Source organism: Pseudomonas sp. TH41, from assembly GCF_016650695.1.
Classification (GTDB): Bacteria; Pseudomonadota; Gammaproteobacteria; order Pseudomonadales; family Pseudomonadaceae; genus Aquipseudomonas.
Genome location: NZ_JAEKFH010000001.1, coordinates 238,848 through 259,134 on the forward strand (window position 1 = coordinate 238,848; position 20,287 = coordinate 259,134).

22 protein-coding genes and 1 pseudogene are annotated in these 20,287 nt (G+C 59.3%); 7 read left to right on the forward strand and 16 right to left on the reverse strand.

What is annotated here, in order from left to right; translation table 11 throughout:
- Positions 1–75: 75 nt before the first annotated feature.
- Positions 76–1,440 carry an MFS transporter gene (locus JFU37_RS01095; protein ID WP_201112009.1) on the forward strand — a complete coding sequence of 455 codons (1,365 nt, stop codon included), beginning with the start codon at positions 76–78 and terminating at the stop codon, positions 1,438–1,440.
- 116 nt (positions 1,441–1,556) lie between these two features.
- On the opposite strand, the gene JFU37_RS01100 is transcribed toward JFU37_RS01095, so the two are convergent.
- Positions 1,557–2,432, reverse strand: coding sequence for a LysR substrate-binding domain-containing protein (locus tag JFU37_RS01100; RefSeq protein ID WP_201112011.1), 876 nt, complete (start codon positions 2,430–2,432; stop codon positions 1,557–1,559).
- Between the two features lie 270 nt (positions 2,433–2,702).
- On the opposite strand from JFU37_RS01100, the gene JFU37_RS01105 reads away from it, so the two are divergent.
- Positions 2,703–3,104, forward strand: a complete 402-nt coding sequence (locus tag JFU37_RS01105) for a response regulator (protein WP_201112013.1) — start codon at positions 2,703–2,705, stop codon at positions 3,102–3,104.
- A gap of 150 nt (positions 3,105–3,254) precedes the next feature.
- Complete coding sequence (locus JFU37_RS01110; RefSeq protein ID WP_201112015.1) at positions 3,255–3,923, forward strand: HAD-IA family hydrolase; 669 nt, start codon at positions 3,255–3,257, stop codon at positions 3,921–3,923.
- A 121-nt stretch (positions 3,924–4,044) separates the two neighbouring features.
- Here the strand turns inward: JFU37_RS01110 and JFU37_RS01115 are convergent, their stop codons facing one another.
- Complete coding sequence (locus JFU37_RS01115; protein WP_201112017.1) at positions 4,045–4,704, reverse strand: methyltransferase family protein; 660 nt, start codon at positions 4,702–4,704, stop codon at positions 4,045–4,047.
- 127 nt (positions 4,705–4,831) lie between these two features.
- A complete protein-coding gene (locus JFU37_RS01120; RefSeq protein ID WP_201112019.1) occupies positions 4,832–5,770 on the reverse strand; it encodes a GlxA family transcriptional regulator in 939 nt (312 codons plus the stop codon).
- Between the two features lie 123 nt (positions 5,771–5,893).
- Between JFU37_RS01120 and JFU37_RS01125 the strand changes: the two genes are divergently transcribed.
- Together JFU37_RS01125 and JFU37_RS01130 are read left to right on the forward strand one after the other, a co-directional pair.
- Positions 5,894–6,685: an SDR family NAD(P)-dependent oxidoreductase gene (locus tag JFU37_RS01125; protein WP_201112021.1), complete on the forward strand. Its 792-nt coding sequence runs from the start codon at positions 5,894–5,896 to the stop codon at positions 6,683–6,685.
- 103 nt (positions 6,686–6,788) lie between these two features.
- On the forward strand, positions 6,789–7,721 hold the full coding sequence (locus JFU37_RS01130; RefSeq protein ID WP_201112023.1) for a pyridoxal-phosphate dependent enzyme: 933 nt from the start codon (positions 6,789–6,791) through the stop codon (positions 7,719–7,721).
- A gap of 43 nt (positions 7,722–7,764) precedes the next feature.
- Here JFU37_RS01130 and JFU37_RS01135 read toward each other — a convergent pair whose 3' ends face one another.
- On the reverse strand, positions 7,765–8,079 hold the full coding sequence (locus JFU37_RS01135) for a DUF2388 domain-containing protein (protein ID WP_201112025.1): 315 nt from the start codon (positions 8,077–8,079) through the stop codon (positions 7,765–7,767).
- A 203-nt stretch (positions 8,080–8,282) separates the two neighbouring features.
- Between JFU37_RS01135 and JFU37_RS01140 the strand changes: the two genes are divergently transcribed.
- Positions 8,283–8,876 carry a DinB family protein gene (locus JFU37_RS01140; protein ID WP_201112027.1) on the forward strand — a complete coding sequence of 198 codons (594 nt, stop codon included), beginning with the start codon at positions 8,283–8,285 and terminating at the stop codon, positions 8,874–8,876.
- 55 nt (positions 8,877–8,931) lie between these two features.
- On the opposite strand, the pseudogene JFU37_RS01145 reads toward JFU37_RS01140, so the two are convergent.
- Positions 8,932–9,105: pseudogene (locus JFU37_RS01145) on the reverse strand (LysR family transcriptional regulator); the annotation flags it as partial.
- A 111-nt stretch (positions 9,106–9,216) separates the two neighbouring features.
- The gene (locus JFU37_RS01150; RefSeq protein ID WP_201112029.1) at positions 9,217–10,320 is read right to left on the reverse strand and encodes an RHS repeat-associated core domain-containing protein; all 1,104 of its coding nucleotides are present in this window, start codon (positions 10,318–10,320) and stop codon (positions 9,217–9,219) included.
- Between the two features lie 428 nt (positions 10,321–10,748).
- Between JFU37_RS01150 and JFU37_RS01155 the strand changes: the two genes are divergently transcribed.
- Positions 10,749–11,159, forward strand: a complete 411-nt coding sequence (locus JFU37_RS01155; RefSeq protein ID WP_201112031.1) for an SRPBCC family protein — start codon at positions 10,749–10,751, stop codon at positions 11,157–11,159.
- Between the two features lie 132 nt (positions 11,160–11,291).
- On the opposite strand, the gene JFU37_RS01160 is transcribed toward JFU37_RS01155, so the two are convergent.
- The 10 genes from JFU37_RS01160 to JFU37_RS01205 all read right to left on the reverse strand — a co-directional run bounded on the left by JFU37_RS01160 (position 11,292) and on the right by JFU37_RS01205 (position 20,266).
- Positions 11,292–11,855 (reverse strand): NUDIX hydrolase, encoded by a 564-nt coding sequence (locus tag JFU37_RS01160; RefSeq protein WP_090185190.1) that lies wholly within the window; start codon positions 11,853–11,855, stop codon positions 11,292–11,294.
- A gap of 2 nt (positions 11,856–11,857) precedes the next feature.
- Positions 11,858–12,610: a GntR family transcriptional regulator gene (locus JFU37_RS01165; RefSeq protein ID WP_201112033.1), complete on the reverse strand. Its 753-nt coding sequence runs from the start codon at positions 12,608–12,610 to the stop codon at positions 11,858–11,860.
- Positions 12,611–12,698: 88 nt separating this feature from the next.
- On the reverse strand, positions 12,699–13,088 hold the full coding sequence (pcaC, locus tag JFU37_RS01170; protein WP_096510322.1) for a 4-carboxymuconolactone decarboxylase: 390 nt from the start codon (positions 13,086–13,088) through the stop codon (positions 12,699–12,701).
- On the reverse strand, positions 13,085–14,560 hold the full coding sequence (locus tag JFU37_RS01175) for an NAD-dependent succinate-semialdehyde dehydrogenase (RefSeq protein ID WP_201112035.1): 1,476 nt from the start codon (positions 14,558–14,560) through the stop codon (positions 13,085–13,087). The genes pcaC and JFU37_RS01175 overlap by 4 nt, the downstream gene beginning before the upstream one ends.
- A gap of 139 nt (positions 14,561–14,699) precedes the next feature.
- Positions 14,700–15,185 (reverse strand): flavin reductase family protein, encoded by a 486-nt coding sequence (locus JFU37_RS01180; protein ID WP_201112037.1) that lies wholly within the window; start codon positions 15,183–15,185, stop codon positions 14,700–14,702.
- Between the two features lie 12 nt (positions 15,186–15,197).
- On the reverse strand, positions 15,198–16,679 hold the full coding sequence (locus tag JFU37_RS01185; RefSeq protein WP_201112039.1) for an aldehyde dehydrogenase: 1,482 nt from the start codon (positions 16,677–16,679) through the stop codon (positions 15,198–15,200).
- Positions 16,676–17,509, reverse strand: coding sequence for an alpha/beta fold hydrolase (locus tag JFU37_RS01190; protein ID WP_201112041.1), 834 nt, complete (start codon positions 17,507–17,509; stop codon positions 16,676–16,678). The genes JFU37_RS01185 and JFU37_RS01190 overlap by 4 nt, the downstream gene beginning before the upstream one ends.
- Before the next feature lie 43 nt (positions 17,510–17,552).
- Positions 17,553–18,143, reverse strand: a complete 591-nt coding sequence (locus JFU37_RS01195) for an amino acid synthesis family protein (protein ID WP_201112043.1) — start codon at positions 18,141–18,143, stop codon at positions 17,553–17,555.
- Between the two features lie 251 nt (positions 18,144–18,394).
- On the reverse strand, positions 18,395–19,414 hold the full coding sequence (locus JFU37_RS01200; RefSeq protein WP_201112045.1) for an AbrB family transcriptional regulator: 1,020 nt from the start codon (positions 19,412–19,414) through the stop codon (positions 18,395–18,397).
- A gap of 186 nt (positions 19,415–19,600) precedes the next feature.
- On the reverse strand, positions 19,601–20,266 hold the full coding sequence (locus JFU37_RS01205; protein ID WP_201112047.1) for a CoA transferase subunit B: 666 nt from the start codon (positions 20,264–20,266) through the stop codon (positions 19,601–19,603).
- Positions 20,267–20,287: the final 21 nt, after the last annotated feature.

A 20,287-nucleotide genomic window follows, 5' to 3' on the forward strand; every position in this document is an offset into this window, starting at 1 on the left:
CATCGCGAGCAAGCTCGCTCCTACAGGTGTTACACGTTTCACTTCTCCGTCAATAACAACAAATTGGAGATTTACATGTCCGTCCAACCGATAAAAATCGACGACCTGCCCATCGGGCGCTTTCACCTGAAAATCGCCGGCCTGACGTTCGGCGCACATTTCACCGACGGCTACATCCTGGGCCTGATCGGTATCGCGTTCACGCTGCTGAGCCCGCAAATGCACCTGGACGCGTTTTGGCAAGGATTGATCGGGGCCTCGGCGCTGATCGGTCTGTTCCTTGGCAGCCTGTTTTTCGGCTGGATCTCCGACAAGGTGGGCCGGCAGAAGATCTTTCTGGTCAGCTTCGTGCTGATCACCCTCGCTTCGGTCATGCAGTTCTACGCCGAAACGGCCATGGGCCTGTTTCTCTGCCGGGTGCTGATCGGCATTGGCCTGGGCGGTGATTTTAGTGTCGGTCACGCCATGCTCGCCGAGTTCTCGCCGAAGAAACACCGGGGCGTGTTGCTCGGTTCGTTCAGCGTGATCTGGACCTTCGGCTATGTCGCCGCGACCTTTGTCGGTACCGCCATGCTGAGCCTCGGTGACGATGCCTGGCGCTGGATGCTCGCGTCGTCGGCCATTCCTGCGGCGTTGATTCTGATCGCCCGCATCGGTACGCCGGAGTCGCCGCGCTGGTTGGTGAATCAGGGCCGAATTGCCGAGGCGCGCGCCATCGTCAAGAAGCACCTGGGCGACAACGTCGAGCTCGACGAAACCCAATCCACCGAAACCCGTTCCGGCTACGCGGTGTTGTTCAGCCGTGAATACCGCAAGCGCACGGCGTTCAACTGCCTGTTCTTTGTCTGCATCGTCATGCCGTACTTCGCCATCTACACCTTCCTGCCGTCGATCCTGCAGAAGATGGGCCTGGCCGAAGGCTTTGGCACCGAGTTGATGCTGAACATGTTGTTGATTCTGGGCGCGCTGATCGGAATTTGGTGCACGGTGAAGTTTTCGCGCCGGGGCTTCCTGATCAACTCGTTCATCATTCTCGCGGTGGCGTTGTTTTTGCTGGCGGTGCTGCCGGGCAGCGCGGCGTTTTTGATGGTGCTGGTGTTTGGTCTTTTCACGCTGGTGCTGTCGGCGGTGAGTAACCTGGTGGGCGTGTTTCCGGCGGAGAGTTTTCCGACTGAAGTGCGGGCCAGCGGGATCGGCCTGGCCACGGCGGTGAGCCGCCTGGGCTCGGCGGTGAGTACGTTCCTGTTGCCAGTGAGCGTGGCGGGGATTGGCTTGAGTCCGACCATGGGCATTCTGGCGGCGATCCTGGCACTGGGGGCGATCCTGTCGTGGGCCTGGGCGCCGGAAACCAAGTCCCTGACACTGAGCCAGGCGTGCAAGGCGCAGAGCCCGGTGGAGGGGAGTGCATCGGTGGCTGTGAAAGCAGCGGCGCCGATCTAAATAACTACACAGATCAACTGTAGGAGCGAGCTTGCTCGCGATGGAGTGTCAGTCGACATCAATGTAGCTGACGCACCATCGCGAGCAAGCTCGCTCCTACAGTGGGCATCGGTGTTCTAGGGATTGCTGACCAATTCCAACCACTCGGTAAACAACCGCACCTTCGACAATCCCTGTTTGTCGTTCGCCACATCCAGCCAATACCCATACGGCCCGATCACTTCCACCGGGGTGATGGGCAACAGGCTGCCATTGGCCAACTCCTTTTCGATCATCTGTCGGTCGATCACGGCCAATCCACCGCCCGCCAGAGCGGTGTGGATCACCTGATCCAGGGTGCTGAATTCCAGACCTTGCCCGGCATCGACATCCTCGCGGCCCATCGCCGCCAACCAGTTCTCCCACACCTTCAATCGCTTGCCGTCATGCAGGATATGTAGCAGTGGAAGCTGCTTCAAATCCGGTGGCTGACCGTGGCTGAACAGCTCCGGGCTGGCCACCGCGATGTGCCGCTCCATCACCAGTAATTGGCTGCTGCAATGGCTGGCCGCTTCGAGGCCAAAGCGGATGTGACAGTCTATTTCCGCGAGGTTGTCCTGGCTGCCCTGGTTGGTCACGCTGAGGCTGATGTCCGGGTAGCGTTGACAGAACGCGCGCAAGTGCGCAGATAACCAGCGAGTCGCCCAGGTCGGTGGCGCAAGGATGCGCAGGCGCTGGCGCAGGTTGGGCACGCGCACCGCTTGCAGGGCCCGCTCGATGTGATCGAAGGCGTCACTGAGATTCGGCGAGAGGGCGCTGCCGATTTCGGTCAACGACAATCCCTGCGGTGTACGGATGAAGAGTGTCACACCGAGGTAGTCTTCGAGCTGCTTGATCTGGCGGCTAACCGCGCCTTGGGTAACGTTCAGACCCACAGCCGCCTGACTGAAACTGCGATGCCGCGCGACCTCTTCGAAGACGCGCAGCATGTTGAGCGAGGGCAGTTGACGCATGAAAGGTTGACTCCGCACCTGCTGCCGACGCGTTGAAGCGTGGGCCCGGGTTGTTTTTTTTGGATGAATGTTGAGTAGTGCGTATCTGACGCTCAGTCACAGGCCGCGCGCAAGTGTTGTTGAGCTGGTGGCAATCTGATTGCGCTGAAGGCCTGATTTTGGCGTCCGGCTGTATCAAAAATGAATTTCCGCGAAGTCCGCTGCTCATAACTGATAGGTAGCGGGATAAAGCCGCCAAAAACAGCGATGCAATCAGGGAGTAACACGGTCATGAGTCCAGTATCGACGGTGGGCGTTCCTGGCAGGTTGATTCTAGTGGTTGAAGACGACCCGCTGATCCTGGAGTTTCTGTGCGAAATTCTTCAGGAAGAGGGTTTTGTGGTGGAACCGCAGATCAGTGCGGACGCCGCATCGATTTATCTGCAACAACATGCGCAGGATGTGAGTTTGTTGCTGACCGACATCACCATGCCAGGCAAGCTCAATGGCGCGGACCTGGCCAATCAGTTCGGCGACCGCTGGCCAGACAAGCCGATCATGATCATGTCCGGGTACGAAACGCCGGAAAGCGCCGGGGTCAGGCATTCCGTTTCATTCATCAAGAAACCCTGGGCACTTGGGCAGTTGCTCGATTGCGTGCAAAGCGCATTCCTGTCGAACCGTACCTTGTAGGAGCGAGCTTGCTCGCGAAGGACGTTAACGATAACGCGTTCTTCCTGAACAAACGCGTTGCTCTCAAGTCCTTCGCGAGCAAGCTCGCTCCTACACGGATCGTGTACATTCCTCGATATATCCGCCAGGCCTTGCGAAAGGAAGCTGTCTTTGTCTGCTCAAGAATCCGTCTTCAATACCCCGTACCGCGCCTTTCTGTTCGATATGGATGGCACCGTCCTCAACTCCATCGCCGCCGCCGAGCGGATCTGGACCACGTGGGCCTTGCGCCACGGCATCGATGTCGAGGCGTTCCTGCCGACTATCCACGGCGCTCGCGCCATCGACACTGTCAACCGCCAAGCGTTGCCGGGGGTGGATGCAGAGGTTGAAGCCGCGTGGATAACCGAGGCAGAAATCGAGGACGTGGAAGGGATTGTCGAGGTGGCAGGCGCCGCGAATTTCCTGATGTCGTTGCCGGCCAATCAATGGGCCATCGTCACTTCCGCGCCGAAAGCGCTGGCCTTGCGTCGGATGGCGGCGGCGGGGATCCCGGCACCTGAAGTGATGGTAACCGCTGAAGACGTCAGCGCCGGCAAGCCCGATCCAGCAGGCTACCGACTGGCTGCTCGACGGCTGGGCGTTGAAGTGACCGAATGCCTGATTTTTGAAGACGCGACGGTGGGCATACTCGCCGCCGAAGCAGCGGGGGCTGACCTGTTGATCATCACCTCGACCCATGATCATCCGATCGAGACTTCCCATGCGACGCTGGCCAGCTATGACTCGGTCGCCTGCCGAGTCGATGGCGATGGCCGGATATGGCTGCATTCTTCGTAATCAACACTGTCCCCTGTGGGAGCGGGCTTGCTCGCGAAGAGGCCGGTACATTCAAGATCAACGGTGACTGACACACTGCCTTCGCGAGCAAGCCCGCTCCCACATTGGAAGTGTGTTGGCTTCAGTACAGGCCGGGAATCAACCGCCAACTGCGGCTGCAATATGCCTCGTATTCACCACCAAATCGCGCCCTCAGCAGCGCTTCTTCGGAGTGGATACGAGCAATCAGCGGAATCAGTGTCAACACCGCCAACAACACACCCACCCCTGAACGAAACGCCAGCGCCCAGCCCAGCGCAATGACCAACATCCCCAAATAGCTGGGGTTGCGCAGGTTTCGGTAAATCCCGTCAGTCACCAGACGGTGTCCCGGTTGTATCGCTACCAGGCCGCTGAAGCGGTTGCCCAGCACAAACACCGGCCACAACCGCAGCGCGCCGCCGACGATGAACAACAGCGCCCCGAGCCACCGCACGCCTTCGCCACCGAACGTCCAGAAGTCGACCCGGTCCGTGTAGGCCGGCAGGTACCCGCTCAATAACCCGATCACCCCAAAGGCCGGCAGCACCCAGCGATTGGCCCGGTCCTCTTGTTCACCGGAGCTGAGGTTAACTTCGCTAAACAACGAAACAATCGCCATCACCAGGGTCGCCAGTGCAACGACCACCAGTGCTGAATGGGAACAGAAAGCCGCCAACCCACCCAGCCCCCAAACGGCAAGCGCCAGGTAGGCGAGGGTGGATACGACGGCGAAAAACGCCAGTTTGGCCGAGATTTTCATCTGCATCTCCATATCAGGAATACATCATTCAGTGTAGGAGCGAGCTTGCTCGCGATGGTCGTAAACGATGACGCGTATTGCCTGGAAAAATGCGCCGCCTTCGAATTCATCGCGAGCAAGCTCGCTCCTACAGGGTTCTGGCATTACGTCGGATGACTTGCGGCGGTTGCCCGAACGCCCGAAGGAACGCTTCGCGCATGCGGCGGCTGTCGTTGAAGCCGGCCTCAACCGCGATCTGATCGAGGGTCAGTCGTCCGCGCTCCAGCATCTGCCGTGCCGCTTCCAGGCGCAGGTTTTCGATGGCTTTAGCCGGCGACTGACCGGTTTCTGCGCGAAACGCCCGGCTGAATTGCCGAGGGCTCAGGCGCGCCACGTCCGCCAGTTGCTCCACGGACAGCGCCTGCGCGAGGTGTTCCCGGGCATAGCCGAGGACGGTCTGAATACGGTCGGATTTCGGTTCCAGTTCCAGCAGCGCCGAGTGCTGCGACTGACCGCCCGCGCGGCGCTGGTACATCACCAGTTTCTGCGCCACGGCACGGGCCAGTTCGGCACCGTGATCCTTTTCGACCATGGCCAACGCCAGGTCAATGCCAGCGGTCATCCCGGCGGAGGTCCAGATCGAACCGTCGACCACATAGATCCGGTCTTCTTCGACCTTGATCGTCGGGAATCGCGCTTGCAGTTCCCGAGCGTAAGCCCAATGCGTGGTTGCCCGCCGTCCCTCGAGCAATCCGGCCTGGGCCAGGACGAACGCCCCGGAGCAAATCGACGCCGTACGACGGGCGGCTTTCACGTTGTCCCGCAGGTACGTCAGCACACCCTCGGGCGCCTGTTCGATGATGCAGTCGCCGCCGACCACGATCAACGTGTCGAACACGCGCTCATCGAATGCCTCGGTTCCGATGCTCAAGCCACCGGAAGCGCGCAACGTGCGGCCGTCCTCGGACAGCACGCTGACGTCATAGAGCGCTTCACCAGCGCTGAAGTTGGCGTACTCAAACACCGGCATGGCGGCCAGCGCCATGGACTGGAAACCTTCAAACACCAAGAACGCCACGGAAGTCATCGATATGTCCTCAAAAGGTCATGTCCTAAAAACGTATCTTAAACGTCATTTGAGACGAGCGTAAGTCGATTTATAACTGCTCACACCCGGCGAACCTATCGCCTCACTGTGAAGGAAATAGACATGACACTTTCATCCAAAGGCACCGCATTGATTACTGGCGCGTCTTCCGGCATCGGCGCGCTGTATGCCGACCGCCTCGCCCGGCAGGGTTACAACCTGATTCTGGTGGCCCGTAACCAGCAAAAGCTGAACGCCCTGGCCAACCACTTGAGCAACGAAACCGGCCGAACGGTGGAAGTGGTCGCCGCCGATTTGAAAAACAAAGTTGACCTGCTGCGGGTCGAAGACATTCTGCGCCACGATGCGAGCATCACCCTGTTGGTCAACAATGCCGGGGTCGGCGCTGTCATGCCGCTGGTCGCCAGCCCGGTGGATGAGATGGAGGAGATGGTGACCCTCAATGTCACCGCGCTGATGCGTCTGGCCTATGCGGTGGTGCCTGGCTTTGTCGCTCGCGGCACCGGCACGGTGATCAATATTTCCTCGATCGTTGCTGTCGCGCCGGAAATTCTCAACGGTGTGTATGGCGCGACCAAGGCGTTTGTCTTGAGCTTGAGCCAATCAATGCACCATGAGTTGGCCAGTCAAGGCCTGCGCATTCAGGCCGTGTTGCCAGGCGCCACTGCCACCGACTTCTGGACCGAAGCCGGCAACCCGGTGGAAAACCTGCCGCAAGAGATCGTGATGTCCGCGGAAGACCTGGTCGATGCCGCTCTGGTGGGTCTGGCAAACGGTGAAGTGGTGACCCTTCCAAGCCTGCACGAAGGTCAGGAGTGGGACCGCTACGAAGCCCAACGTCAGACGCTTTCGGGTTTGTTCTTTCACTCCACGGCAGCGCCGCGCTATCGCTGAGACGATGAGCCGGGGGCAGGGTGAACTAAACTGGGATAAGGACCGTTCACCACCGACTCGTTGAACCTTCGACGAGTCGGCGGTTAGCCAAAGGGAGCCGACCATGCTTCACATCAGAACGCCCTTGATTCTCCATCCAGACCTGTCGACTCCATCCCGGCGAATCTGGCTCAAGCTGGAAAACCTGCAACCCAGCGGTTCGTTCAAACTTCGCGGCATCGGGCTTTTGTGCAGCCAGGCCGCGGAGCAGGGTAAACGCCGGGTGATCTGTCCTTCCGGCGGCAACGCCGGTTTTGCCACCGCGGTGGCTGCCGCCAGCCTGGGATTGAAAGCCTGCATTGTGGTGCCACACACCACGCCGGAAGCGACCCGCGCACGGATCAGGAAAACCGGTGCCGAGGTGATTGTCCATGGCAAGGTTTGGGACGAAGCCAATCAACGGGCCAAGGAGCTTGCGCAGGGCACGGACACCGAATACGTGCCAGCCTTCGATCATCCGGTGTTGTGGGAAGGGCACAGCACGATGGTCGATGAAATCCTCGAAGACTGTCCTCAAGTCGATGCGGTCGTGATGTCGGTAGGCGGTGGAGGTTTGCTGGCAGGGATACTCACCGGATTGATCCGCCACCATCGCATGGATTGCCGGATCGTCGCGTGTGAAACTCAAGGGTCGGCGTCATTCGCCGCCGCAGTGAGCGCCGGACATCCGGTGATATTCCCCCGGATCGATACGGTCGCAAGGTCGCTCGGCGCGACTCTGGTGGCGGCGTGGCCGGTGCAGCACATCGTCGATTTTCCCCATGAATGCGTGGTGCTCAGTGATGAGCAGGCGATCATGGGCGTGGTTCGTTATGCCAACGACTTGCGTCAGTTGGTCGAGCCCGCGTGTGGCGTTTCATTGGCGATCGGCTACCTGGATCACCCCGCAATCGCCGACGCCCACGACGTGGTGATCGTGGTGTGCGGCGGAGTCAGCATCAATGCGTCGTTGGTGGCCGGATGGGCGCGCTCATCGGCGAGCGCTGAAGCAAAGTAGGGCCGCAAAGTCGATCCAGTGTTCGCGAACCCCACCGCTGCTTTTATTGACCGTCATTGGATTCCTGAACGAGGATAGCTCTGGCCAGGTCCTCGTCGCTGGCGTTGAGGCCAGGATTTTCCTGACGAATCCGTTTTAAAACCGACTCCAGATACACCCCGCGAATCGCACCGCCACTGGCCACGAAGCTGGACGCGTCATCCCGGGCGGGAATCACCAGTTTGTGGTTCTTGAAGGTCGAGTACAGGGACGCAGAAACCCCGGCTGACGTGGCGACATCGCCCGCATCCACTTTGGCCATAGCCGAGCCAAAGGGTAAACACAGCATCAGGGAAGAGATGATAATCAGACGGCGCATGTTGGTGTCCTCTGAAAGCGTGAAGCAAAAAAGAAGGTCTTTCATAATTTAGGATGCATGGCGGTCGACAGGAGTTCCCTGTTGATGCGTTATAAGTCCAAAGCCGGAAATCCCGATGCCTGACACCGATGATCAGCATCTGCGATGTTGCTTGCCGGGGGGGCTATGCTTGGCAGTGCGCCCATCACAATGGGAGACCGAAGATGATCAACGTACGTACTGCCCGTATGCTTGCCGATTACAAACAATGGGCCGATCAGCGCCTCTATGACAGCCTGGCCGCGCTGCCGCCGGGCGAAGTCAAAAAAGAGCGGGTATCGGTGTTCAAGAACATGATCGGCACCCTGAACCACATCTATGTGGTGGACTGCATCTGGCAGGCCCACCTCGAAGGCCGAGGGCACGGCTTCAAAACCTCCCATGATCTGCTCCACGCCGAACTCCCGGACCTGCGCCGAGCGCAAAGGGACATCGACCACTGGTATTGCGACTGGAGCGCGCGGCAGACCGAGGCCTCGCTGGATCAACCCGTCGAGTTCAGGTTTGTCTCGGGAGAAAGCGGCACCATGAGCGCCGGCGCGATGCTGCTGCACGTGGTCAACCACGCCAGTTATCACCGTGGCTGGGTGATCCAGATGTATTTCGACATTCCGGCCATGCCGCCGACGACCGACCTGCCGATCTTCCTGCGCGAGACCGATTCCGGTTTCAACTCGCGCAATACACCGGCAGTGGCGCCGACCTGTGTCGGGACATTCGCGAGCGCAACCAACGTTCTGCCGAGTCGTTATCGTTGACGCCGGCGACTAGTGTTGGCGGTGCCTCAGTTGGTGCAGCTGATTCCGACGGAAATCTCCCCGGAGGCGGGCGTAATCGGTCGTCAAACAGATTGCGCAACTTGGCCAGTGAGGCACTGACGGCGGGCTGGCCGAGGAACAGCTTCTCCCCAGCCCGGGTCCGGTTCTGTTCGAACATCAGGGTTTCGAAAATCACCAGCAGGTTCAGTCCACGCGGCGTAGCCGACAAATCACCGACAAAGCAGTTTTACCCCGCTGCGCCTTGAATAAAGCTCAAGCCATACTTTGGGCGAGTTTCCCCCATTCGGCTGTACGGTTGTTTGTTTGGACTTGAGTAACTTTAATCGAATTCGTTGATGCCTCTTATTTCTTGGCCGATTCGTACGTTTTCGTCATAAAGAATTTGACGTGCAGCTGATACGGTGTGATCTATTCTTTCGAAGTACCCTTTTTTTATATTTGATGGGATTTCTACTCCATTGCGATCTATGATAGGCTCCGACATCGCGAGTTCATAGAGGAAAGAATATTTTCCATTTCTGGACGTACTCTCCATTAGCGTTTCTAGTAACTTTGCGGAATTGGTTGGTCTGTGAGGAGTTTTTGCAAAGTTCTGCAACGCTACGGGCAAGTTGTCCAAGGGCAGTTCATGTCTGGAGACAGAGCCTGCTGCGATGTTTTTTAAGTTTGGTGAGAGACGATTATCATAATCAAATTTAAATACCGCCGCTTGGTGCGATACTAAGGCTTTGAACCCATTCATCACGTCTTGCCGGCGTTCTGCAAGTGCTAGTGCTTTTTCTGGTGTTAAATTTTGGTGGGGGGGGTAACTAAGTCTGTCCAGAATCCCATTCAATCTCCATTTTCTTATGTGTACTTTGACCATAACTACGCCGAAGAGGCCGACTTTGGCGTGTCCGCTAGGATCGATTTTATTAACTGGGTCGCCTGCACAATATACATATGGATTTAGTCCGCCCCTTCCAAATGGACTCCAGCTATCCGGACTGTTAAATCGCATCAATACCGGATTAAATGCTCTATACCCATGTCCCAACAGGTAGTGCCCTGTCACCGGATCTCGCCGTTCGCCATTGAAGCTCACCAGGCTGAGAAACCCACTTTCATTGGGGCGATGGCCATAGGGCGAATAGGCAATGGCACGTCTCTCATTATTTGCCTTAAGAGCCTGCATCACCGAGCGTTGCTGATTGGTGGCCAGCAGCGTGCTGTCGCCCCCATCGCCCTGACGCTGTTGTTGCGCCAACAATTGGTCGCCGTACTGAAAGATCGAATGCTGCATCGCTCCCTGTATCTCGGTAGCCAAGCGGCTTTTGCAGTAAAAGCGCTGATGCGTGGGCATCTCCGACTGAGTGTGATTGATCAGGCGATCCAGTGGATCGTAGCGATAGTGGCAGAGCAAAGTTGGCAGTATGGGCGACATTGGTGCACTCTAAGTTCTCAAGGTCTGGGAGCTTGAGTATCTGCTGTGATGCCCAGGTTGGGTACTAGCAGAACTGCTAGTTTTGCCTTGTACCAGTCAAGTACAAAAACCTATGGATTACCGATCGCCTGTGGCGAGGGAGCTCGTCGGAACGCCGCACCGTCCTGCTCGGCCGCGCAGCAGTCGTAAATCCTGTGTACACGGTTTACCTGAATGACTGCAGTTGCAGGTTTTGGGGTCGCTGCGCGACCCAACGGGGGTAAACCCCCTCGCCACGGGGCATTGCGGCTCAAGGCTTTCTGGATCATGGTGATACCCCATTCCGACGCCACCCGTCCCAGCGCGCCGCTGTCATCGGCTAGCATGGGCGCGGCTTTGCGGGTTGATAGCCTGGCGATCCGACTTCGTTGATTAAGAGAGAACATGACATGGCAACGGCATCAGCATTTATCGATATCCCGGCTTCGGCTGACAAGGTCTGGCAATTGATCGGCGGCTTCAACTCACTGCCGGACTGGCTGCCGATGATCACGAACAGCGAGGCCAGTGAAGGCGGGCGTGTGCGCACGTTGCAAACGGTGGATGGCGCGGTGGTGGTTGAGCGGCTTGAGTCGTTTGATAACGCCGCGCAGACGTACAGCTATTCGATTGTGCAGGCGCCGTTTCCGGTCACCGATTACCTGGCGACTCTGCGGGTTGAAACGCAAGGGCAGGGGGCTCGGGTGACGTGGTCAGGGCGGTTTGCGCCTGTCGGTGTGAGTGACGAAGAGGTCGTGGCGCTGTTTACCGGGATCTACCAGGGTGGCCTCGAAGCGCTGCGGGCGAATTACCCAACCTGACAACACCACCCCTGTCCTGTAGGAGCGAGCTTGCTCGCGAAGGACGTTAACGATAACGCGTTCTTTCTGAATAAACGCGTTGCTCTCACGTCCATCGCGAGCAAGCTCGCTCCTACAGGGGTGGGGGAGGCACTAGCGGATAAAGTGGATCTTGCCGGTATCGTCGTTGCCGATGTAGATGCCATAAACCCCGGCCTGGCGTTCCTCGATATAGCGTTCGAGGATCTGCCGGATCGCCGGATAGTAGATGCTGTCCCAAGGGATGTCCTCGGGCGCGAAGAATTTGTAGTCAAGGGTTTCCGGCCCGTACTGGCCGGTGATCTCCAGCGCGATGGCGCGGAAGATGATGTACACCTCGCTGATCTTCGGCACGCTGAAGATCGAGTAGGGCGAGAGAATTTCCGCGCGTACGCCGCTCTCTTCCCAGACTTCCCGCAATGCCGCTTGCTCGGTGGTCTCGCCACCCTCCATGAAACCTGCCGGTAGCGTCCAGGTACCAGGACGCGGTGGGATGGCGCGCTGACACAGCAGGTACTTGCCGTCCTGCTCGATGATGCAGCCGGCAATGATCTTCGGATTGACGTAATGGATGTAGCCGCAGCCGCGGCACATCAGGCGCTCGTGCGTATCGCCCGGCGGAAGCTGAGACTTGAGGTCATTGCCGCCGCACTTTGGACAAAAGCTCGGGCTGAACATCTTCAGCGGCCTATGCGCGGTTCTTTAAGCGCGATGGGCAGGGTGATTTCGGGGATTTTCCCGGTCTCTTCCTGTTTGCGCTTGAGGTAATCCAGAGCGACGGCGGCGGCGGCGCGGACGTGGTCGACGCACGCTTGATGCGCGGCCAGCGGATCGCCACTCTTGATCGCCTCGACCATGCGTTCCATTTCCTGATTACTGGCGCCACGACGGTTTTCCTGGGACACCGATGTCGCCCGCAAGTAGCTGATTCGTGCCTGCAACTGACGCAGCTGAGTGGCCGCCACATGGTTGCCGGAGCCTTCGAGCAGGACATCGTAGAAACCCTGAACCGAGTCGATGACCTGTTGCAATTCGCCTTCCTTGAGGGCCTTGCGGTTTTCCTCCAGGGCTTTTTCCAGGGCCTTGATGTCCTTGGCCTTGGCACGCAAGGTAAACAGCTGGACGATCAAGCCCTCGAGCACGCAACGCAATTCGTAGATATCGACGGCATCGGCCAGGGTAATGATGGCGACGCTTGGCCCTTTGGCGTCGGCGAATTCCACCAGGCCTTCGGATTCCAGGTGACGCAAGGCTTCGCGTACGGACGTACGGCTGACGCCCAGGCGGTCACACAAATCGCGTTCGACCAGGCGGTCTCCCGGCATGAGCTGGAAGTTCATGATGGCGCTTCGCAGTTTATCCAGCACGATTTCGCGCAGGGTAACGGGGTTGCGATTGACCTTGAAGCTGTCGTCGAGTGGCAGGCGTTTCATGGGGTCCGCTCTGAATGTGGCTGTCCATGCAAAAAGAGCACTTCGATCCGTGGATCATCCGTGCTCATTCAATCAAAACAGCCAAGGATTAACTGGAGGCCTCGGCATCGGCTTCAGCGAACGCTTCACGGGCTAGCCGGAAACTGTCAACGGCAGCGGGGACACCGCAATAAATACCGACCTGAAGCAGAATTTCGCGTATTTGTTCACGACTCAGCCCGTTACGCAAGGCGCCGCGTACATGCAGCTTGAGTTCGTGAGGCCGATTGAGGGCCGAAATCATGGCCAAGTTTATCATGCTGCGCTCTTTAAGCGACAAACCCTCACGGCCCCAAACGTGGCCCCAGCAGTACTCGGTGACCATTTCCTGCAGCGGCCGGGTGAAGTCGTCGGCGTTCTCGATGGAGCGGTTGACGTAGGCCTCACCCAGCACTTGAGTGCGGATTTTCAGTCCCTGTTCATACTTCTCGTTGCTCATCGCTGCGTGCTCCCGAAGTCGTCGAGCCCACCCATCAGGGTGTATTTGAGCTCGAGGTAATCTTCAATGCCGTACTTCGACCCTTCTCGGCCAAGGCCCGAGGATTTAATGCCGCCAAATGGCGCGACTTCGGTGGAAATCAGCCCTTCGTTGATCCCGACCATGCCGTATTCCAACGCCTCGCTCATGCGCCAGGCGCGGCCCAGATCGCGGGTGTAGCAATAAGCGGCGAGGCCGAATTCGGTGTCGTTGGCCATTTGGATCGCCTCGGCTTCAGACTCGAAGCGGAACACGGCGGCCAGCGGGCCAAAGGTTTCTTCCTGGGCAACCTTCATCGAAGACGTGACGCCGGCCAGCACCGTTGGCTGGAAGAAGCCGTGGCCGAGGGCGTGGCGTTCACCGCCGCAAAGCAATTGTGCGCCGTGGGCGAGGGCGTCTTGTACATGGTCTTCAACCTTGGCCACGGCGCGCTCGTTGATCAGCGGGCCCTGAGTGATGCCGTTGTCGAAGCCACTGCCGACTTTCAATTGCGCCACACGCTCTGCCAGTCGCGTGACGAACGCATCGTGAATACCGGCCTGCACCAGGAAGCGATTGACGCAGACGCAGGTCTGTCCGGCGTTGCGGAATTTGGCAATCAGCGCGCCTTCCACGGCGCGTTCCAGGTTCGCGTCGTCGAAGACGATAAAGGGCGCGTTGCCGCCCAGCTCCAGCGACACCTTCTTCAGCGTCGGCGCGCACTGAGCCATCAACAACTTGCCGATGGCGGTGGAACCGGTGAAGGACAATTTGCGTACCAGAGGGCTGGCGGTCAGCTCGGCGCCGATGGCCACGGCGTCACCGGTGATCACATTGAAAATGCCCGGAGGAATACCCGCCTGTTCAGCCAGCGCAGCCATTGCCAAGGCAGAGAACGGTGTTTCCGGCGCCGGCTTGACGATACACGGGCAGCCAGCGGCCAACGCCGGGCCAGCCTTGCGGGTAATCATCGCTGCCGGGAAGTTCCACGGCGTGATGGCGGCGACGACGCCGATCGGTTCTTTGCTGACGACGATGCGCGCGTCACCTTTGTGGCTCGGGATGGTGTCGCCGTAGATGCGTTTGGCTTCTTCGGCGAACCACTCGATGAAGCTCGCGGCGTAGAGAATCTCACCCTTGGCTTCGGCCAGTGGCTTGCCCTGTTCCAGCGTCAGTATTTCTGCCAGGGCATCAGCATTTTCAAGCATCAGCGCGTGCCAGCGCTTGAGAATGTTGCTGCGTTCCTTGGCGGTCAATGCACGCCAGGCCGGCCAGGCGCTGTTGGCGGCGGTAATGGCCTGACGAGCGTGCTCGGCGCCAAGGTTCGGCACTCGGCCGATCAACTCGCCGGTGGCCGGGTTGAAGATGTCCTGATAGGCGCCATCCGGCGCATCCAGCCATTGGCCATCGATATAGGCCTGCTGACGGAACAGTTGCAAGGCTGCTGGACTCATGCCGGCTCCTAGAAAATGGGGCGGTACTTGTAGGAGCGAGCTTGCTCGCGAAAAAACCGAGAACGCCACGGAGTGTCAGGTTGACAGCGTCATCGTTCACGACCATCGCGAGCAAGCTCGCTCCTACATGAAATGCATATCAGGCCAGGGCGGGCAGGGGGCCCAGCTTGCCTTTGTGGTAGATCATCGGCGTCACCGGTTGCTCGGGCAGAATCAGGTTCTTCACCGCGCCGACGATGATGGCGTGATCACCGCCGTCGTATTCGCGCCATAATTCGCACTCGATGATCGCCGTCGCTTTAGCCAGCAACGGATTGCCCAAGGCGCTCAAGTGCCACTCGATGCCCTTGGCCTTGTCCTTGCCTTTACTGGCAAAGGCATAGGCTTCGGCGGTCTGGTCGGCGGACAGCAAGTGAATCGCAAACTGCTTGCTGTCGCGCAGGATCGGGTACGTGTCCGAGGCATAGTTAGGGCAAAACAGCACCAGTGCCGGGTCAATCGACAGCGCACTGAACGCGCTGGCGGTGATGCCGACGATGCCGCCGTCCGGGTCCAGGGTGGTGACCACCGTGACCCCGGACGGAAACGAGCTCATGACGTCTTTGTAAATGCCGGGTTCGATCATGTCGGTGGTCTCTTAGCGCATCACGAAAGGATCAGGCATCGGTGCCTGGGAAAGGTTGATCCACACCGTTTTGAGCTCGGTGTAGGCCAGCACCGAATCGATGCCGCTTTCGCGTCCATAGCCGCTGTTCTTGAAGCCGCCGATCGGTGCCATGGCCGACACAGCACGGTAGGTATTGACCCAGATAATCCCCGAACGCACATCTCGGGCCAGGCGGTGGGCGCGTCCCAGGTCACGGGTCCAGATGCCGGCAGCGAGGCCGAACTGCGAGTCGTTGGCGATCGCCAGCGCTTCGGCTTCATCTTTGAAACGAATGACCGAGGCCACCGGACCAAAGACTTCTTCCTGCATGATCTTCATCGAGTTGCTGTCGCATTCGAACAAGGTCGGCTCGTAGAACCAGCCATCACCCAGATTCTCGGGACGCTTGCCGCCCAGACGCAGACGCGCGCCTTCGGCAATGGCATCGGCGACCAAGCCTTCGACAACCGCCAGTTGTTGCGCGGTGGCCATCGGGCCCATCTCGCTGCTGTCTTCCTGCGGGTTGCCGATGCGAATGCGCTTGGCGCGCTCGACCAGGCGCTCGACGAACTCGTCGTAGATTTCATCCTGAACCAGCAGACGCGACCCGGAAACGCAGCTCTGCCCGGAGGCCGCATAGATCCCGGCGATCGCACCGTTGATCGCGCTGTCGAGGTCGGCGTCGGCAAAAATGATGTTGGGCGATTTGCCGCCCAGTTCCAGCGACAGCTTGGCGAAGTTATCGGCACTGCTGCGCACCACATGCCGCGCCGTGGCAGCGCCGCCGGTGAAGGCGATTTTTCGCACCAGCGGATGGCGGGTGAGGGCCGCGCCGGTGCTTGGGCCGTAGCCAGTGACGACGTTGACCACGCCCGGCGGAATACCCGCTTCCAGCGCCAGACGAGCCAGCTCAAGAATGGTGGCGGAGGCATGCTCGGACGGTTTGATCACGATGGTGTTGCCTGCGGCCAGGGCCGGGGCGAGTTTGATCGCGGTCAGGTACAGCGGGCTGTTCCAGGGAATGATCGCGGCGACCACACCCATGGCTTCGTGCACCGTGTAGGCAAACAGGTCCGGTTTGTCGAGTGGCAGGGTACCGCCTTCCAGTTTGTCCGCCAGACCGGCGGTGTAGTGGAAAAACTCCGGCAGGTAGCTGACCTGGCCGCGGGTTTCGCGGATCAGCTTGCCGTTGTCGCGGCTTTCCAGCTGCGCCAGTTGTTCCTTGTTTTCAGCGATCAGATCGCCCAGGCGCCGCAGCAATTTGCCGCGAGCGGTGGCGGTCAAACCGCGCCAGGCCGGGCTGTCGAAGGCGGTCTGCGCAGCCTGTACGGCGCGCTCCACATCGGCTTCGTCAGCGTCGGGCAGCTCGGCCCAGGCTTGCGCCAGGGCCGGGTTCAGGCTTTCAAAAGTCTTACCGGAGAGGGCATCGACCCATTCACCACCGATGCACATCTGGAAGCGTGCGAGTGTCATGCAACGATCCCCTTTATTTGGTTTTGTCGGGCGTGCGCTGTGTCGAGAAATTCCAGCAATAGCTGGTTGACCAGTCGCGGCGATTCTACGGGCATCATATGCCGCTGCTCATCGAGCACGGCAACTGTCGCGCCGGGAATGCGTTCGGCCAATTGCCGTGCCATTTCCGGCGTCGAGCCGGGGTCCAGTTCACCGGTGGCGACCAGTGTCGGCACCTGGATACTGGCCAGGTCGTCGGCACGGTACATGTCCTGGGTCGCGAACAGTTCATAGGTGGTCAAATAACCCTGCGGGTCATTGTCCGCCAACGTCTGGCGCAACGCGGCAATCTGCGCCGGGTTGGCCGCCTGGTATTCGCGGCTGAACCAGCGCGACAGTGCGGCTTCTGCGTTGGCATCCGGTCCGTGCTCGGCAGCTTGTGCCGTTCGGGCGATGACACCGGCACGCTGTTCGGCGCTGCGATTGAACACGCTATTAAGCACCACCAGGCCCTGGAGGCGGTCCGGGTAATGCAAGGCAAACGCCCGCGCAACCAGCCCGCCCATGGAGAAACCGATTACCGAAGCCTTGGGCAATTGCAGGTGATCGAGCAACTCGAGCAACTGATCGGCATAGCCGAGCAGCGGCGTGCCGCTTTGCGGACGCGGGCTGGCGCCATGACCGAGCATGTCGTAGGCAATCACACGGTATTTGGTGGACAGGCCAACAACCTGGCCGCCCCACATTTCTTTGTTCAGGCCCACGCCGTGGATCAATACCACGGGCTGGCCTTGGCCGGTCGCCAGGTAACTGGTGCCAGCCGGGGTGCGTTCAGCGGTGAGCCGAATCATGGAGCGCTCCTGCATGCCTTTTTGTTTTGGTTACCGACCTTGATTACTGGGCTTTTTCGGCCGCCAGTTCTTCCAGATCGATGTAACGATTGCCGATGCGTGGGTGCAGGCGGCCGCCATCGGCGCAACCCAGTACCACAACGATTTCGTCGGCACGCGGTGCGTCTTCGATCTGCATCTCCAGGGTGATGTAGTGCGAACGCAGACCTTCGTCGTCTTTGTGCATCATCGGAATCTGGATCGAGGTGCCCGGTCCGCCGCGCTTGTTGGTAAAGCTGAGGTAGCTCTTGGCCTTGACCGCTTCGCGGTAATGGTTGCCGAAGCGCAGGGTATGGATGACTGCCGAAGCGTGTTCGATCTCGCCGTCGGCGCCGACCACAGCGGCTTTGCCGTAAGCCTCGATCTTTTCGGCGCCGCCGATGATGCCGACCAGACGTTCAACCATCAGTGCACCGAGGTCTGAACAGTTGGCGCGGATTTCCGGTTTCAGGTCTTCGACGAAGCCGCGTCCCAGCCATGGGTTTTTCATGACGACGGCCAAGCCGACCATGGTGACTGGCGTGTCGGTGGCCTTGCCGCCTTCGATAAAGGTTTCTTCGACATAGCTGACGATCTTGCGGATTTCGAAACTCATGAGCTGCTCCGTATAAGGCGTAAGGTGACTGTGCGTATGATGGTATACCATAATACCGGCAGTGCAAGCGTTCGAAATGAATTTCTCGCACGAAGGCGACAAAACGTAGAGGGCGGGGTATTTGGGGCGCTCGCTTGCGTCGTAAGCAAGGCGTCAGGACGGCTCACGGAGCGGCAATCACGGGGGTATTCAATCGAAATGTCGGTCAGCCGGGGGGCGCTCGAACACGCGCCTCCAGGGTTATCGCCTGATCAGGCTTCTTCCTGCCCGCGCCGCGCCTGAACAATCAAGGCGGGTGTGAAGTGCAGCATGACCATTCGCACCAGATGATGAGTCAGGATGAACACCACGTTCAGCCCGCCACCGAACGCGACGATGGCGATGGTCTCGATGGCGCCCGGCATATACGCCAGCCACAACGACACGGTATCGCTGCCCAACACTCGCCCGGCGACCACCGCAAAGGCTGCCGCAGTCAGCAACATCAGCGCGACTGCAATCAGCCCGGCGCGCCCGTGGCGAACCAGCTCTTTCAGAGAGATATCTTTGAATTTCGAGCCAATCAGTGCACCCAGAAGAACGACAGCGGCGTCGACACTCCAAAGCGGCATGTGGAAGGCCTGAAGGTAGCCCATCTTGATGGAGGCGCCGGTGAGGACGATCGCCGTGAGCATGAACGGTGCCGGGACGCCGACGTTCAACAGCACGCGGCCAAGCAAGATGCACAAGGCGATCAGTGACAGCAGGGTGAGCACCGTGCTCATGACCAGCGGGCTGTTATCGGCAAGCACGGCGTCGCTCTGCCCGGGAATGCAAACGCTGACCAGCACGGTGATCGACAGCAGCCGGATCAGGTGCACGACGATGACTTTGCTGGACGCACGCTCGGACTCGAGCAAATCGAACACGGCAGCCAGTGCGCCGGGATAGACGGCCAGCAGCGAATCCTTGCGGTTCCAGCCCGAGACGCTGAACAACCAGAAACCGGCCAGCGCGCTCTGGACTGTCAGGCACAGCAACATCACGCCCAGACTGGGCAACATGGCCGCCACCGTTTGGCTGTCCCACGACTTGAACATCAAGCCAGTCGCGATTCCCAAGACGATTTGCACGTAGCCAAGGCCGAAGCGCAGCGTGAGAGAAACACGCATGTTGCTGACGATCAGTGCGGTGGTGAATATCGTGCCCAGCAGCAGCCCGTGGGGGATACCGGCGTATTGCAACGCCGTGCCAACGCCGGTGGCGATCAATAGACACAAAAGGGTTTTCATCGGGCTGGTGCTCTTCCTTGGCAATCCCCAACACAACCTGTGGCGAGGTGTTCTATGCGCAGCAGTGGCCACAAACAGCGGGCAAAAAAAGCCCCTGCGTGACCGAAGTCACGCAGGGGGTATTGCCAGCCAGCGTGCAGATGTCGTGGATCCGAACGCTGGCTGTTTCTTGCATGGAATGATTCCTCACTGAGCAGCGAACTGCATTTCCGGGACGTGATCCGGGACGATCAGTTTACCGGCGGTCTTGGCGACGATTTCTTCAACGCTGACGCCCGGCGCACGCTCTTTCAGAATGAACGCGCCGTCTTTGATTTCCAGGTAAGCCAGGTCGGTCAGTACGCGTTTGATGCACCCGGCGCCGGTCAGCGGCAGGCTGCACTGGGACAGGAGCTTGGACTCACCGTCCTTGGAGGCGTGGGTCATGATGACGATGATGTTGTCTGCGCCGGCCACCAGGTCCATGGCGCCGCCCATGCCCTTGACCAGCTTGCCGGGAATCATCCACGAGGCGATGTTGCCTTGCACGTCGACCTCAAAGGCACCGAGCACGGTCAGGTCGACATGACCACCGCGAATCATCGCGAAGGACTCGGCCGAGGAAAAGATCGACGCGCCGATACGCGCGGTCACCGTTTGCTTGCCGGCGTTGATCATGTCGGCATCGATGGTTTCTTCAGTCGGAAAGGGGCCCATGCCGAGCAGGCCGTTTTCCGATTGCAGCATGACTTCCATGCCTTCAGGAATGTAGTTGGCGACCAGGGTCGGGATGCCGATGCCCAGGTTCACGTAAAAGCCGTCCTGCATTTCGCGGGCAACGCGTTGAGCCATTTGTTCGCGGGAAAGTGCCATTGATATTATTCCTTCATTCGG

Bases quoted from the DNA above. Each gene is read 5' to 3' on its own strand.
- JFU37_RS01205 (WP_201112047.1), bottom strand. From the start codon at position 20,266: ATGGCACTTTCCCGCGAACAAATGGCTCAACGCGTTGCCCGCGAAATG.
- JFU37_RS01190 (WP_201112041.1), bottom strand. From the start codon at position 17,509: ATGATTCGGCTCACCGCTGAACGCACCCCGGCTGGCACCAGTTACCTG.
- JFU37_RS01135 (WP_201112025.1), bottom strand. From the start codon at position 8,079: ATGCGCCGTCTGATTATCATCTCTTCCCTGATGCTGTGTTTACCCTTT.
- JFU37_RS01125 (WP_201112021.1), top strand. From the start codon at position 5,894: ATGACACTTTCATCCAAAGGCACCGCATTGATTACTGGCGCGTCTTCC.
- JFU37_RS01130 (WP_201112023.1), top strand. From the start codon at position 6,789: ATGCTTCACATCAGAACGCCCTTGATTCTCCATCCAGACCTGTCGACT.
- JFU37_RS01150 (WP_201112029.1), bottom strand. From the start codon at position 10,320: ATGTCGCCCATACTGCCAACTTTGCTCTGCCACTATCGCTACGATCCA.
- JFU37_RS01160 (WP_090185190.1), bottom strand. From the start codon at position 11,855: ATGTTCAGCCCGAGCTTTTGTCCAAAGTGCGGCGGCAATGACCTCAAG.
- JFU37_RS01140 (WP_201112027.1), top strand. From the start codon at position 8,283: ATGATCAACGTACGTACTGCCCGTATGCTTGCCGATTACAAACAATGG.
- JFU37_RS01195 (WP_201112043.1), bottom strand. From the start codon at position 18,143: ATGAGTTTCGAAATCCGCAAGATCGTCAGCTATGTCGAAGAAACCTTT.
- JFU37_RS01175 (WP_201112035.1), bottom strand. From the start codon at position 14,560: ATGAGTCCAGCAGCCTTGCAACTGTTCCGTCAGCAGGCCTATATCGAT.
- JFU37_RS01095 (WP_201112009.1), top strand. From the start codon at position 76: ATGTCCGTCCAACCGATAAAAATCGACGACCTGCCCATCGGGCGCTTT.
- JFU37_RS01115 (WP_201112017.1), bottom strand. From the start codon at position 4,704: ATGAAAATCTCGGCCAAACTGGCGTTTTTCGCCGTCGTATCCACCCTC.
- pcaC (WP_096510322.1), bottom strand. From the start codon at position 13,088: ATGAGCAACGAGAAGTATGAACAGGGACTGAAAATCCGCACTCAAGTG.
- JFU37_RS01155 (WP_201112031.1), top strand. From the start codon at position 10,749: ATGGCAACGGCATCAGCATTTATCGATATCCCGGCTTCGGCTGACAAG.
- JFU37_RS01180 (WP_201112037.1), bottom strand. From the start codon at position 15,185: ATGATCGAACCCGGCATTTACAAAGACGTCATGAGCTCGTTTCCGTCC.
- JFU37_RS01165 (WP_201112033.1), bottom strand. From the start codon at position 12,610: ATGAAACGCCTGCCACTCGACGACAGCTTCAAGGTCAATCGCAACCCC.
- JFU37_RS01200 (WP_201112045.1), bottom strand. From the start codon at position 19,414: ATGAAAACCCTTTTGTGTCTATTGATCGCCACCGGCGTTGGCACGGCG.
- JFU37_RS01185 (WP_201112039.1), bottom strand. From the start codon at position 16,679: ATGACACTCGCACGCTTCCAGATGTGCATCGGTGGTGAATGGGTCGAT.
- JFU37_RS01105 (WP_201112013.1), top strand. From the start codon at position 2,703: ATGAGTCCAGTATCGACGGTGGGCGTTCCTGGCAGGTTGATTCTAGTG.
- JFU37_RS01120 (WP_201112019.1), bottom strand. From the start codon at position 5,770: ATGACTTCCGTGGCGTTCTTGGTGTTTGAAGGTTTCCAGTCCATGGCG.
- JFU37_RS01100 (WP_201112011.1), bottom strand. From the start codon at position 2,432: ATGCGTCAACTGCCCTCGCTCAACATGCTGCGCGTCTTCGAAGAGGTC.